This is a genomic window from Cupriavidus cauae (assembly GCF_026210475.1).
In the GTDB taxonomy this organism is placed as follows: Bacteria; Pseudomonadota; Gammaproteobacteria; order Burkholderiales; family Burkholderiaceae; genus Cupriavidus; species Cupriavidus cauae.
On record NZ_CP080293.1, the window covers coordinates 1,930,899 to 1,944,151 of the forward strand.

The 13,253-nt window shown below is 65.7% G+C and carries 12 protein-coding genes; all 12 read left to right on the forward strand.

Going from position 1 to position 13,253, the window contains the following annotated elements; genetic code table 11:
• Positions 1–3 precede the first annotated feature (3 nt).
• The 12 genes from nuoG (at position 4) to KZ686_RS08720 (ending at position 13,242) form a co-directional block, all read left to right on the forward strand.
• Positions 4–2,370, forward strand: coding sequence for an NADH-quinone oxidoreductase subunit NuoG (gene nuoG / locus KZ686_RS08665; protein ID WP_265632246.1), 2,367 nt, complete (start codon positions 4–6; stop codon positions 2,368–2,370).
• Positions 2,371–2,400: 30 nt separating this feature from the next.
• Positions 2,401–3,465, forward strand: a complete 1,065-nt coding sequence (gene nuoH / locus KZ686_RS08670) for an NADH-quinone oxidoreductase subunit NuoH (protein ID WP_150084776.1) — start codon at positions 2,401–2,403, stop codon at positions 3,463–3,465.
• Positions 3,466–3,563: 98 nt separating this feature from the next.
• Positions 3,564–4,055 (forward strand): NADH-quinone oxidoreductase subunit NuoI, encoded by a 492-nt coding sequence (nuoI, locus tag KZ686_RS08675; protein ID WP_149319379.1) that lies wholly within the window; start codon positions 3,564–3,566, stop codon positions 4,053–4,055.
• Positions 4,056–4,182: 127 nt separating this feature from the next.
• On the forward strand, positions 4,183–4,824 hold the full coding sequence (locus KZ686_RS08680) for an NADH-quinone oxidoreductase subunit J (protein WP_149319378.1): 642 nt from the start codon (positions 4,183–4,185) through the stop codon (positions 4,822–4,824).
• Between the two features lie 15 nt (positions 4,825–4,839).
• Positions 4,840–5,145 (forward strand): NADH-quinone oxidoreductase subunit NuoK, encoded by a 306-nt coding sequence (gene nuoK, locus KZ686_RS08685; RefSeq protein WP_006576687.1) that lies wholly within the window; start codon positions 4,840–4,842, stop codon positions 5,143–5,145.
• Positions 5,146–5,217: 72 nt separating this feature from the next.
• Positions 5,218–7,326 carry an NADH-quinone oxidoreductase subunit L gene (gene nuoL / locus KZ686_RS08690; protein ID WP_150084777.1) on the forward strand — a complete coding sequence of 703 codons (2,109 nt, stop codon included), beginning with the start codon at positions 5,218–5,220 and terminating at the stop codon, positions 7,324–7,326.
• A gap of 14 nt (positions 7,327–7,340) precedes the next feature.
• Entirely contained in the window at positions 7,341–8,807 is a 1,467-nt protein-coding gene (locus KZ686_RS08695; RefSeq protein ID WP_149319376.1) for an NADH-quinone oxidoreductase subunit M, read from the forward strand.
• An 18-nt stretch (positions 8,808–8,825) separates the two neighbouring features.
• Complete coding sequence (gene nuoN, locus KZ686_RS08700) at positions 8,826–10,301, forward strand: NADH-quinone oxidoreductase subunit NuoN (RefSeq protein ID WP_149319375.1); 1,476 nt, start codon at positions 8,826–8,828, stop codon at positions 10,299–10,301.
• 45 nt (positions 10,302–10,346) lie between these two features.
• Entirely contained in the window at positions 10,347–10,655 is a 309-nt protein-coding gene (locus tag KZ686_RS08705; RefSeq protein WP_053821445.1) for a DUF2818 family protein, read from the forward strand.
• A gap of 48 nt (positions 10,656–10,703) precedes the next feature.
• Positions 10,704–11,339 (forward strand): NUDIX domain-containing protein, encoded by a 636-nt coding sequence (locus KZ686_RS08710; protein WP_265632247.1) that lies wholly within the window; start codon positions 10,704–10,706, stop codon positions 11,337–11,339.
• A 146-nt stretch (positions 11,340–11,485) separates the two neighbouring features.
• Positions 11,486–11,950, forward strand: a complete 465-nt coding sequence (locus tag KZ686_RS08715; protein ID WP_265632248.1) for a DUF1178 family protein — start codon at positions 11,486–11,488, stop codon at positions 11,948–11,950.
• Between the two features lie 89 nt (positions 11,951–12,039).
• Entirely contained in the window at positions 12,040–13,242 is a 1,203-nt protein-coding gene (locus KZ686_RS08720) for an acyl-CoA dehydrogenase family protein (protein WP_265632249.1), read from the forward strand.
• Positions 13,243–13,253: the final 11 nt, after the last annotated feature.

A 13,253-nucleotide genomic window follows, 5' to 3' on the forward strand; every position in this document is an offset into this window, starting at 1 on the left:
AACATGGTTGAACTCGAAATCGACGGCAAGAAGGTTGAGGTTGCGGAAGGCAGCCTGGTGATGGAAGCGGCCCGCAAGCTGGGCACCTACATCCCGCACTTCTGCTATCACCGCAAGCTGTCCATCGCGGCCAACTGCCGCATGTGTCTGGTCGAGGTCGAAAAGGCGCCGAAGGCGCTGCCGGCCTGCGCCACGCCGGTTACCGCGGGCATGAAGGTCTTCACCAATTCGGAGAAGGCGGTCAAGGCCCAGAAGTCGGTGATGGAATTCCTGCTGATCAATCACCCGCTCGATTGCCCGATCTGCGATCAGGGCGGCGAGTGCCAGCTGCAGGATCTGGCGGTCGGCTACGGCGCCTCCGAATCGCGCTACAAGGAAGAGAAGCGCGTGGTGTTCCACAAGAACGTGGGCCCCCTGATCTCGATGGAAGAGATGACGCGCTGCATCCACTGCACCCGCTGCGTGCGCTTCGGCCAGGAAGTGGCCGGCGTGATGGAGCTGGGCATGCTGAACCGCGGCGAGCACTCCGAGATCACGACCTTCGTCGGCAAGACGGTGGACTCCGAGCTGTCGGGCAACATGATCGACCTGTGCCCGGTCGGCGCGCTGACCAGCAAGCCGTTCCGCTACACCGCGCGGACGTGGGAGCTGTCGCGCCGCAAGTCGGTGTCGCCGCACGACGGCCTGGGCACGAACCTGATCGTCCAGTCCAAGAACCACCGCGTGATGCGCGTGCTGCCGCTGGACAACGAGGCCATCAACGAATGCTGGCTGTCGGACCGCGACCGTTTCTCGTACGAGGGCCTGAACAGCGCTGACCGCCTGACGCGGCCGATGATCAAGCAGGACAACCAGTGGCTCGAGACCGACTGGCAGACCGCGCTCGAATACGTCGCCAACGGCCTGGCCGGCATCAAGCGCGAGCATGGCGCCGACCAGATCGCCGCGCTGGCCAGCCCGCACGCCACCGTCGAGGAGCTCTATCTGCTCGGCAAGCTGGTGCGCGGCCTCGGTAGCGACAATATCGACTTCCGCCTGCGCCAGGCCGATTTCTCGGCGCCGGTAGCGGGCGCACCGTGGCTCGGCATGCCGATCGCGGACGTTTCGACGCTGCAGGGCGCGCTGGTGATCGGCGCCTCGCTGCGCAAGGATCAGCCGCTGCTGGCCTCGCGCCTGCGCCAGGCCGCCAAGAAGGGTGCACGCGTCGCCGTGCTGGGCGCCAGCCCCGAAGATCTGCTGATGCCGCTGGCGGCGCGCATCGCCGTGGCGCCGTCGGCCTGGGCCGCCGCGCTGGCCGGCGTGGCCCGCGCGGTCGCGGCCGCCAAGGGCGTCGCCGCTCCGGCCGGTACGGACGGTTTCGACGGTGGCGCGCTGGCCGAGGCGGCCGCGCAGGCCCTGCTGTCGGGCGAGCGCCGTGCCGTGTTCCTCGGCAACGAGGCGGTCCGCCATCCGCAATTCGCCGCGCTGCACGCGCTGGCGCAGTGGATCGCGGACAACACCGGCGCCACGCTGGGCTTCCTGACCGAAGCGGCCAACACCGTCGGCGCGCATCTGGTCGGCGCGCTGCCGCGCCAGGGCGGGGCCGATGCCCGCGCCGTGCTGGAGTCGCCGCGCAAGGCCTATGTGGTGCTGAACGCCGAACCCGAGTTCGACACCGCCGACCCGCAACGCGCGCTGGCCGCGCTGAGCCAGGCCGGCACCGTGATCGTGCTGTCGCCGTTCCGCTCCGACGCCGCGCTGCAATACGCCGACGTGATCCTGCCGATCGCGCCGTTCAGCGAGACCTCGGGTACCTACGTGAACTGCGAAGGCGTGCCGCAAAGCTTCAACGGCGTGGTGCGTCCGCTGGGCGAGACCCGTCCGGCGTGGAAGGTGCTGCGCGTGCTGGGCAATCTGCTCGACGTGCCGGGCTTCGACTACGAGACCGCCGAGTCGGTCCGCGACGAAGCGCTGGCCGAAGCGATCGCTCCGCGCCTGAACAACCGCACGTCCGCCGCGATCCAGGTCGCCGCGCCGTCGGCCAACGGTGCCGTGCCGGCGATCGAGCGCGTCGCCGACGTGCCGATCTACCACTCGGACGCGATCGTGCGTCGTGCCGATTCGCTGCAGCTGACCGCTGCCGCGCGCCGCGCGATGCAGGTGGGCCTGTCGGCCGACCTGTTCGCCGCGCTCGGCGTGGCCGCCGGCGATCCGGTGCGCGTGACGCAAGGGCAGGGCAGCGTCGTGCTGCCGGCCGTGCTCGAGGAAGGTCTGCCCGCCAATACGGTGCGCGTGTCGGCGGCCACGCCGGCCGCCGTCGGCCTCGGGCCGATGTTCGGCACCGTGCTGGTGGAAAAGGCGGTGGAACTGGCCCCGGTGGCCGCGGCTTAAAGAAGCGAATACGACAGGCGAGAGAGAAAGATGATCGATTGGATTACCTCGCAGGGACAGGCCGTCTTCGGTGGCGCATGGACGCCGCTGTGGATCCTGATTCGCGCCGTGGTCATCGTGGTGCCGCTGCTGCTGTGCGTGGCCTACCTGATCCTGTGGGAGCGCAAGCTGATCGGCTGGATGCACGTGCGGATCGGCCCGAACCGGGTCGGCCCGCTGGGCCTGCTGCAGCCGATCGCCGACGTGCTGAAGCTGCTGCTCAAGGAAGTGATGACGCCCTCGCAGGTCAGCAAGGGCCTGTACCTGATCGCGCCGCTGATGGTGCTGATGCCGGCCGTGGCGATCTGGGCGGTGATCCCGTTCCAGGCCGAGGTGGTGATGGCCGACGTCAACGCCGGCCTGCTGTATGTGATGGCGATCAGCTCGGTCGGCGTCTACGGCGTGATCCTGGCGGGCTGGGCCTCGAACTCGAAGTACGCCTTCATCGGCGCGATGCGTGCCGCCGCGCAGATGGTGTCGTACGAAATCGCGATGGGCTTCGCGCTGGTCACGGTGCTGATGGTGTCGGGCAGCCTGAACCTGTCGGCGATCGTCAACGGCCAGAACACCGGCTACTTCGCCAACATGGGCCTGAACGTGCTGTCGTGGAACTGGCTGCCGCTGCTGCCGATGTTCGGCGTCTACTTCATCTCGGGCGTGGCCGAAACCAACCGCCACCCGTTCGACGTGGTGGAAGGCGAATCGGAAATCGTGGCGGGCCACATGATCGAGTACTCGGGCATGGGCTTCGCGCTGTTCTTCCTGGCCGAATACATCAACATGATCATCATCTCGACGATGACCGCGCTGATGTTCCTCGGCGGCTGGGCGCCCCCGGTCGACAGCGTGGTCACCAACGCGATCCCGGGCTTCTTCTGGCTGCTGATCAAGGTGTTCCTGCTGCTGTCGGTGTTCATCTGGATCCGCGCCTCGTTCCCGCGCTACCGCTACGACCAGATCATGCGCCTGGGCTGGAAGGTCTTCATTCCGCTGACCGTCGCATGGCTGATCATCGTGGCGATCTGGATCAAGTCGCCCTGGAACATCTGGCACTGAAATCGCCGCCGATCCCGGCCACGAAGCCGGCCGGGACGGGCCAAACCGGGCCGCGGCGCACGCGCCGCGCCCGGTGGAATTACTAGGAAGCAATCGTCATGCTGCTCGCCATCAAGGACTTCTTCAACAGCCTGCTCCTGAAGGAACTCTTCAAGGGCATGGCCTTGACCGGCCGCTATCTCTTCGCTCGCAAGATCACGGTGCAGTTCCCCGAGGAGAAGACGCCGATCTCGCCGCGCTTCCGCGGCCTGCACGCGCTGCGCCGCTATCCGAACGGCGAGGAGCGCTGCATCGCCTGCAAGCTGTGCGAAGCGGTCTGCCCGGCGCTGGCCATCACGATCGAGTCGGACGTGCGCGCCGACGGCACCCGCCGTACCACGCGCTACGACATCGATCTGACCAAATGCATTTTCTGCGGCTTCTGCGAGGAAGCCTGCCCGGTCGACGCGATCGTCGAAACCCAGATTCTCGAGTACCACGGCGAGAAGCGCGGCGACCTGTATTTCACCAAGGACATGCTGCTCGCGGTGGGCGACCGCTACGAGCCGCAGATCGCGGCGGCCAAGGCGGCGGACGCGAAGTACCGCTGATCGCGCCGGGCGCGCGCATCGGGCCGCAAGGCTTCATATTGAATCGGGCCCCGCGAGGGGCAACTAGAAGGATGCCGCAAGGGCAGGCCGCCGGGGGTGGCCTGTGCCGTGCGGCACGACGAGAACCATGGAATTCACGACCACCATCTTCTACGTCTTCGCAGTGGTGCTGGTGCTCTCCGCACTGAAAGTCATCACCGCCAAGAACCCGGTGCACTCGGCGCTGTACCTCGTGCTGTCGTTCTTCACGGCAGCCGCGCTGTGGATGCTGCTGCAGGCCGAATTCCTCGCCATCCTGCTGGTGCTGGTCTACGTCGGCGCCGTGATGGTGCTGTTCCTGTTCGTCGTGATGATGATCGATATCGATATCGAGCACCTGCGGCGCGACTTCTGGACCTATGTGCCGCTGGCCTCGGTGGTGGGCGCGCTGATCATCGCGGAAATGGCGATCGTGCTGGTGCGCAACTTCATCGGCACCACGCAGCCGCTCAAGCCGATGCCGCAGGGCTCCGACTACTCGAACACCGGCGCGCTCGGCCAGGTCATCTACACCGACTACATCTACGCCTTCGAGGTGGCCGGCATCATCCTGCTGGTGGCCATCATCGCCGCGGTCGCGCTGACGCTGCGCCGCCGCAAGGACACCAAGGCGCAGGACGTGTCCGAACAGCTGCGCACCCGCCGCGCCGACCGCGTGCGGCTGGTCTCGATGCCGGCACAGACCGCGCAAGCCGCCGGCGAGCAAGCCGACGCCGCCAACAAGAACTGAAGATCGGGGAACGACGTGCTCTCTCTCGCCCATTTCCTGGTGCTCGGTGCGATCCTGTTTGCGATCAGCATCGTCGGCATCTTCCTGAACCGCAAGAACGTGATCGTGCTGCTGATGGCGATCGAGCTGATGCTGCTGGCGGTCAATATGAACTTCGTCGCCTTTTCGCACTATCTGGGCGATCTGGCCGGCCAAGTCTTCGTTTTCTTCATCCTGACGGTGGCCGCCGCCGAGTCGGCGATCGGTCTGGCAATCCTGGTCGTGCTGTTCCGCAATCTGGACACGATCAACGTCGACGACCTGGATGCGCTCAAGGGCTGATGCCCGCGAGCCGATCCTGTCGAAACACGTCACCCAACCGACCGCACCCGACCGCACACCAACAAGCGTCCTATGGCAACCACGCTCAACCCCAACCTGCTGCTCGCGATTCCGCTGGCGCCGCTCGCCGGCGCGGCCATCGCGGGATTGTTCGGCACCAAGTTCTTCGGATCGTTCTCGTCGGAGACGCGCGCCGGCCGCGCCATCGCCCACACCGTGACCATTCTCGGCGTGGCGATCGCCTGCCTGCTGTCGCTGCTCGTGCTGCGCGACGTGATGGTGGATGGGGCCAGCTTCAACGCCACCGTCTATGAGTGGATGGTGCTGCCGTTCAACGGCCATCCGCTGAAGATGGAGGTCGGCTTCCTGGTCGACTCGCTGACCGCGATGATGATGGTGGTGGTGACCTTCGTCTCGCTGATGGTGCACATCTACACCGTCGGCTACATGCAGGGCGACCCCGGCTACAACCGTTTCTTCGCCTACATCTCGCTGTTCACCTTCTCGATGCTGATGCTGGTGATGAGCAACAACTTCCTGCAGCTGTTCTTCGGCTGGGAAGCGGTGGGCCTCGTCTCGTATCTGCTGATCGGCTTCTGGTACACCCGTCCGACCGCGATCTTCGCCAACCTGAAGGCCTTCCTGGTCAACCGCGTCGGCGACTTCGGCTTCATCCTGGGCATCGGCCTGCTGCTGGCCTACAGCGGCAGCCTGAACTACACCGACGTGTTCGCCGCGCGCGACCAGCTGGCGACCGTGACCTTCCCGGGCACCGACTGGATGATGCTGACGGTGGCCTGCATCTGCCTGTTCATCGGCGCGATGGGCAAGTCGGCGCAGTTCCCGCTGCACGTGTGGCTGCCGGACTCGATGGAAGGCCCGACCCCGATCTCGGCGCTGATCCACGCGGCCACCATGGTGACCGCGGGCATCTTCATGGTCAGCCGCATGTCGCCGCTGTTCGAGCTGTCCGACGCCGCGCTGTCCTTCGTGCTGGTGATCGGCGCGATCACCGCGCTGTTCATGGGTTTCCTGGGCATCATCCAGAACGACATCAAGCGCGTGGTCGCGTACTCGACGCTGTCGCAGCTGGGCTACATGACGGTCGCGCTGGGCGCCTCGGCCTACCAGGTCGCGGTGTTCCACCTGATGACCCACGCCTTCTTCAAGGCGCTGCTGTTCCTGGCCGCGGGCTCGGTGATCATCGGCATGCACCATGACCAGGACATCCGCAACATGGGCGGCCTGCGCAAGTACATGCCGATCACCTGGATCACCTCGCTGGTCGGTTCGCTGGCGCTGATCGGCACGCCGTTCTTCTCGGGCTTCTACTCGAAGGACTCGATCATCGAGGCCGTGGCCGAGTCGCACATCGCCGGTTCGGGCTTCGCCTACTTCGCCGTGATGGCGGGCGTGTTCGTCACCGCGTTCTACTCGTTCCGGATGTACTTCCTGGTATTCCACGGCGAGGAGCGCTTCGGCAAGCCGCACCTGCACCACGACCACGCCGAGGAAGAGGAAGAGGCGCATGGCGACGATCATCACCACGGCCTGGCGCCGGGCGAGAAGCCGCACGAGTCGCCGTGGGTCGTGACGCTGCCGCTGGTGCTGCTGGCGATCCCGTCGGTGGTGATCGGTGCGATCGCGATCGAGCCGATGCTGTTCGGCGACTTCTTCAAGAACGGCGTGGCCTTCCAGAACGTGATCTTCGTCGGCGAGAACCATCACGCGATGCGCGAGCTGGGCGAGATGTTCCACGGCTGGGTCGCGATGGGCATCCACTCGCTGCAGACCCCGGTGCTGTGGCTCGCGCTGGCCGGCGTGGTGCTGTCGTGGTTCTTCTACATGAAGCGCCCCGACATCCCGGCGGCCATCCAGCAGCGCTTCAGCGGCGTGTACAAATTGCTCGACAACAAGTACTACATGGACGCCATCAACGAGGCGGTGTTCGCCCGCGGCGCGCGCCTGCTCGGCACGGGCCTGTGGAAGGGCGGCGACCAGGGCCTGATCGACGGCCTGCTGGTCAACGGCGCCGCGCGCGTGGTCGGCTGGGTCGCCTCGGTCAGCCGCTACGTGCAGTCCGGCTATATCTATCACTACGCATTCGCGATGATCCTGGGCATGCTGGTGCTGCTGTCGATCACGATCTTCGGCTCGGCTAGCGCGGTGGGCGCCAAGTAAGGAATACAACGAAAATGGTTCTCTCTTTCGCTATCTGGCTGCCTGTCTTTTTCGGCTTGCTGGTGCTGGCTTTCGGCTCGGATCGCAGCCCGGGCTTCGTCCGCTGGACCGCGTTGTTCGGCTCGATCGTCAGCTTCCTGGTCACGCTGCCGCTGATTCTGAACTTCGACCGCGGCACCGCGCAGATGCAGTTCGTCGAGAAGTATTCGTGGATCGAGCGCTTCAACATCAACTACCACCTCGGCGTCGACGGCATCTCGATGTGGTTCGTGGTGCTGACCGCCTTCATCACGGTGATCGTCGTGATCGCCGGCTGGGAAGTCATCACCGAGCGCGTGGCGGCCTACATGGCCTCGTTCCTGATCCTGTCGGGCATCATGGTCGGCGTGTTCGCCTCGCTCGACGGCATGCTGTTCTACGTGTTCTTCGAGGCCACGCTGATCCCGATGTACATCATCATCGGCGTCTGGGGCGGTCCCAACCGGGTCTACGCGGCCTTCAAGTTCTTCCTCTACACGCTGCTCGGCTCGCTGCTGACGCTGATCGCGCTGCTGTACCTGTACAACAAGACCGGCAGCTTCGAGATCCTGCAATGGCATCAGGCCAGGCTGTCGATGAACGAGCAGGTGCTGCTGTTCCTGGCGTTCTTCCTGGCCTTCGCGGTCAAGGTGCCGATGTGGCCGGTCCACACCTGGCTGCCCGACGCCCACGTCGAGGCGCCCACCGGCGGCTCCGTGGTGCTGGCCGCGATCATGCTGAAGCTGGGCGCCTACGGCTTCCTGCGCTTCTCGCTGCCGATCGCGCCGGACGCCAGCCACAGCCTGGCCGCGTTCATCATCGCGATCTCGCTGGTGGCCGTGATCTACATCGGCCTGGTGGCGATGGTGCAGGCCGACATGAAGAAGCTGGTCGCGTACTCGTCGATCGCCCACATGGGCTTCGTCACGCTGGGCTTCTTCATCTTCAGCGAGATCGGCATCGAGGGCGGCATCGTGCAGATGATCTCGCACGGCTTCATCTCGGGCGCGATGTTCCTTTGCATCGGCGTGCTCTATGACCGCGTGCACTCGCGCCAGATCGCCGACTACGGCGGCGTGGTCAACACGATGCCGAAGTTCGCGGCCTTCGCGGTGTTCTTCGCGATGGCCAACAGCGGCCTGCCGGCCACCTCGGGCTTCGTCGGCGAGTGGATGGTGATCCTGGGCGGCGTCCAGTACAACTTCTGGATCGGCCTGGCGGCGGCCACCTCGCTGATCCTCGGCGCGGCCTATTCGCTGTGGATGGTCAAGCGCGTGGTGTTCGGCGATATCAAGCACCAGCACGTCGCCGAGCTGGTCGACCTGAACAAGCGCGAGTTCGTCATGCTGGGCCTGCTGGCCGCGATGACGCTGTACATGGGCCTGCATCCGAAACCCTTTACCGATGTGATGCACGCATCGGTGGTCAACCTGCTGTCGCACGTGGCGCAGTCCAAGCTGTAAGCAGGGAGAGAACGAATCATGGAATCGACCACGACTTGGGCGCCCGTCGCCCCGATCATCTTCCTGGCGATCGCCATCGCGGCGGTCAACTGGATCGACCTCGCGCGCGGCAAGAACCGCCCGAGCGTCGCCTATCCGCTGTCGCTGCTGATCACGCTGGTACTGACCGTCTGGTTCGGCCTGAACGCCGCCAACGGCGAGACCCACTACGCCTTCTCGAACCTGGCCGTGATCGACCCGATGGCGAACGTGCTGGCCTCGTTCTCGGCGCTGGCGCTGTTCGTGACGCTGGTCTACACCCGCCGCTACCTCGGCGACCGTGACCTGTACGCCGGCGAGTTCTACATGCTGGCGCTGTTCACGCTGGGCGGCCAGATCGTGATGATCACCGGCAACAACTTCCTGACGCTGTACCTCGGCGTGGAACTGCTGTCGCTGTCGTCGTACGCGCTGGTCGCGCTGCGCCGCGATTCGCGCGTGACGTCCGAATCGGCGATGAAGTACTTCGTGCTGGGCGCGCTGGCCTCGGGCTTCCTGCTGTACGGCATGTCGATGATGTACGGTGCCACCGGTTCGCTGAACCTGGGCGAAGTGTTCCGCGTGGTCGAATCCGGCCGCGTCAACACGACGATGCTGGCCTTCGGCGTGGTGTTCCTGGTCGCCGGCCTGGCCTTCAAGCTGGGCGCCGCGCCGTTCCACATGTGGATTCCGGACATCTACCAGGGCTCGCCGACCGCGGTGACGCTGCTGATCGCCGGTGCGCCGAAGCTGGCCGCCTTCGCGATGACGCTGCGCATCCTGGTCGAAGGCCTGCTGCCGCTGGCGGTGGACTGGCAGGTCATGCTGTCGGTGCTGGCGGTGGTGTCGCTCGCGATCGGCAACCTGACCGCGATCGTGCAGAGCAACCTGAAGCGGATGCTGGCGTATTCGACGATCTCGCACATGGGCTTCCTGCTGCTGGGCATGCTGTCGGGCGTGGCCGGCGGCCAGACCGACGGCGCCGCCAGCGCGTACGGTTCGGCGATGTTCTACGCGGTCACCTACGTGCTGACCACGCTGGGAACCTTCGGCATCATCCTGCTGCGCACCAACAAGGGCTTCGAGGCCGAGACGCTGGAAGACCTGAAGGGCATGTCGCGCAAGAACCCGTGGTTCGCGCTGCTGATGCTGGTGATGATGTTCTCGCTGGCCGGCATCCCGCCGACCGTGGGCTTCTACGCCAAGCTGGCCGTGCTCGAGGCGGTGGTCGCGGCGGGCATGTCGTGGCTGGCCGTGGTGGCGGTGCTGTTCTCGCTGATCGGTGCGTTCTACTACCTGCGCATCGTCAAGCTGATGTACTTCGACGTGCCGGCCGGCGAGGAAACGCTGGAAGCGTCCGGCGGCCTGCGTTCGCTGCTGAGCCTGAACGGCCTGGTGATCGTCGCGCTGGGCATCTTCCCGGCCGCGCTGATGAACCTGTGCTACCAGGTCGTGCGCACCACGCTGGGCGCCTGAGCGCCCGGCCGACGCGCACACGAAGCGAATACCACCCAAACCGCAATGAGCGCATCCGCGGGCGGCTGGTTTGTCATCCTGCTGGCATTGGCCTGTGCCAATCTGCCGTTCGTCAACCAGCGCCTGTTTGCGGTCATTCCGCTCGGCAAGCCGCGCAAGCCGTTCTGGGTGCGGCTCGCCGAGCTGATCGTCTACTATCTGCTGGTCGGCGCGGTCGGGTTCGCGGTCGAGGCCGGCCTGGGCAACCGCTTTGCCCAGGGCTGGCAGTTCTACGCGATCACCGCCTGCCTGATGCTGGTGTTCGCCTTCCCCGGCTACACCTGGCAGTACCTGGTCAAACATCGCGCGAGCTGACGCCGAACCCGGCATGACCTTCGGCGGCCTCGCCATCCTGGAGGGTTCATGTCGTCATCCCATTCGAAAGCCGCCTCCCTGGTCTCTCCCGAAGCGCTCGGCGCCGGCGGCGACGACCATCTGAAGGAAGTCCCCCTGGCGTCCGCGACGCTGCACCGGGGCAAGTTTCTGACGCTGAAGCAGGACATCGTGCGGCTGCCCGACGGCAAGCAGGCCGGCCGCGAGTATGTCGAGCACCCGGGCGCGGTGATGATGATCCCCCTGTTCGACGATGGCACCGTGCTGGTGGAGCGCCAGTTCCGCTATGCGGTGCGCGAGGTCATGCTCGAATTCCCGGCCGGCAAGCTCGACCCCCAGGAAGGGGCGCAGCGCTGCGGCGAGCGCGAGCTGCGCGAGGAAACCGGCTACAGCGCCGCGCGCTGGGACTACCTGACCCGCATCCACCCGGTAATCTCGTACTCGACCGAGTTCATCGACCTGTTCCTGGCGCGCGAGCTGACCGCCGGCGAGGCGGCGCTGGACGACGGCGAATTCCTCGAAACGCTGATCGTGCCGGCCGGGCAGGTGATCGACTGGGTCCGCCAGGGCCGCATCACCGACGTCAAGACCATCATCGGCGCGTTCTGGCTGGAAAAGGTGCTGTCGGGCGCCTGGCAGCCGGGCGAGCAGAAGGTGCCGGGCTGAGCGCCACCCACCTTTAAATTCGCCGAAGCGCTACCATCTTCCCGACAGGCCAGCCTCCGGGCTGGCACCGGTCAGGAAAAAATTAGAACGACCGTTCACAAATTTGCGATTCACGGCTAATATTGCTTTGACGGGCTGGAAACATCATGAAGGTGCTCGACCTGCGCTGTGCGCATGACCATCGGTTCGAAGGCTGGTTTGCTTCGGAGGACGATGCGCAGTCGCAGATTTCGCGCGATCTCGTTCAGTGTCCTGTCTGCGGCGACCACGCGGTGACGCGGCTGCCGAGCGCCCCGCGCCTGAATCTGTCCGGCGCGGCCGAGCGAGCGCCGACGCCGCGGGCGCCGGCACAGCAGGCACAGGAGGCGGTCCCGCAGGCGGCGCAGGTTCTGCAATCGCTGTATCTGAAGGCGGTCAGGCAGGTGCTGGCGCAGACCGAGGACGTGGGGCCGCGCTTTGCCGAGGAGGCCAGGCGCATGCATTACGACGAGGCACCGGAACGCGGCATCCGCGGGACGGCGTCGCCGGAGGAAGTGCAGGCGCTCGCCGAAGAGGGCATCGAAACGTTTCCGCTCGTGGTGCCGGATGCGCTGAAGCAGACGGCTCACTGAATCGCGTCCCGTGCCCGCCTTCGCGCCGGTGCGAGGGCGCGTTGGCCAGAACAATTTGCCGGCCGCAGCCGGCATCACTGGAGACGGGCATGGATCTCAATTACACGGCGGCCGACAACGCCTTCCGCGAGGAAGTGCGCAGCTGGCTGGAAGCCAACCTGCCGGCGGACATTCGCGCCAAGATTCTGAATCACCGCCGGCCCAACCGCGACGATCTGGTGCGCTGGCACAAGATCCTGGCGGGCAAGGGCTGGTCGGCGCCGCACTGGCCGGTCGAGTTTGGCGGCACCGGCTGGAACGCGACCCAGCGCCATATCTGGGATGAGGAAAATGCCCGCGTCGGCGCGCCCGGCGTGCTGCCCTTCGGCGTGGCGATGGTCGCACCGGTGATCATGAAGTACGGCAACGAGCAGCAGAAGTCCTACTATCTGCCGCGCATCCTCGACTGCACCGACTGGTGGTGCCAGGGCTATTCGGAGCCGGGCTCGGGCTCGGACCTGGCCTCGCTGAAGACCCGCGCCGAACTGACGCCGGACGGCAAGCACTACATCGTCAACGGCCAGAAGACCTGGACCACGCTCGGCCAGCACGCCGACATGATCTTCTGCCTGGTCCGCACCGACCCCGAGGCCAAGAAGCAGGAGGGCATCTCCTTCCTGCTGATCGACATGAAGACGCCGGGCATCACCGTGCGTCCGATCATCATGCTCGACGAGGACCACGAGGTGAACGAGGTCTTCTTCGACAACGTCAAGGTGCCGGTCGAGAACCGCGTCGGCGAAGAGAACAAGGGCTGGACCTACGCCAAGTACTTGCTCGGCCATGAGCGCACCGGCATCGCCCGCGTCGGCAATTCCAAGCGCGAGCTGGGCTTCCTGAAGCGCATCGCGCGCCAGCAGCAGAAGAACGGCAAGCCGCTGCTGGAAGATCCGGTATTCGGCGCCAAGGTCGCCGCGCTGGAGATCGAGCTGATGGCGCTGGAAATCACCGTGCTGCGCGTGGTCTCGAGCGAGAGCGCCGGCAAGGGCCCCGGCCCCGAGGCCTCGCTGCTGAAGATCAAGGGCACCGAGATCCAGCAGATGCTGACCGAGCTGATGGTCGAAGCCGTCGGCCCGTACGCGCAGCCGTTCGACCGCGACTACCTGGAGTGCGAGACCGAGCATGCCGTGACCGGCTACGACGATGCCGCGCCGCTGGCCGCGTACTACTTCAATTTCCGCAAGACCTCGATCTACGGCGGATCCAACGAAATCCAGAAGAACATCATCAGCCAGATGATCCTGGGGCTGTGAGGAGACAGGAA

Coding starts and splice junctions, on each gene's coding strand:
- nuoG (WP_265632246.1), top strand. CDS start 4: ATGGTTGAACTCGAAATCGACGGCAAGAAGGTTGAGGTTGCGGAAGGC.
- nuoH (WP_150084776.1), top strand. CDS start 2,401: ATGATCGATTGGATTACCTCGCAGGGACAGGCCGTCTTCGGTGGCGCA.
- nuoI (WP_149319379.1), top strand. CDS start 3,564: ATGCTGCTCGCCATCAAGGACTTCTTCAACAGCCTGCTCCTGAAGGAA.
- KZ686_RS08680 (WP_149319378.1), top strand. CDS start 4,183: ATGGAATTCACGACCACCATCTTCTACGTCTTCGCAGTGGTGCTGGTG.
- nuoL (WP_150084777.1), top strand. CDS start 5,218: ATGGCAACCACGCTCAACCCCAACCTGCTGCTCGCGATTCCGCTGGCG.
- KZ686_RS08695 (WP_149319376.1), top strand. CDS start 7,341: ATGGTTCTCTCTTTCGCTATCTGGCTGCCTGTCTTTTTCGGCTTGCTG.
- nuoN (WP_149319375.1), top strand. CDS start 8,826: ATGGAATCGACCACGACTTGGGCGCCCGTCGCCCCGATCATCTTCCTG.
- KZ686_RS08705 (WP_053821445.1), top strand. CDS start 10,347: ATGAGCGCATCCGCGGGCGGCTGGTTTGTCATCCTGCTGGCATTGGCC.
- KZ686_RS08710 (WP_265632247.1), top strand. CDS start 10,704: ATGTCGTCATCCCATTCGAAAGCCGCCTCCCTGGTCTCTCCCGAAGCG.
- KZ686_RS08715 (WP_265632248.1), top strand. CDS start 11,486: ATGAAGGTGCTCGACCTGCGCTGTGCGCATGACCATCGGTTCGAAGGC.
- KZ686_RS08720 (WP_265632249.1), top strand. CDS start 12,040: ATGGATCTCAATTACACGGCGGCCGACAACGCCTTCCGCGAGGAAGTG.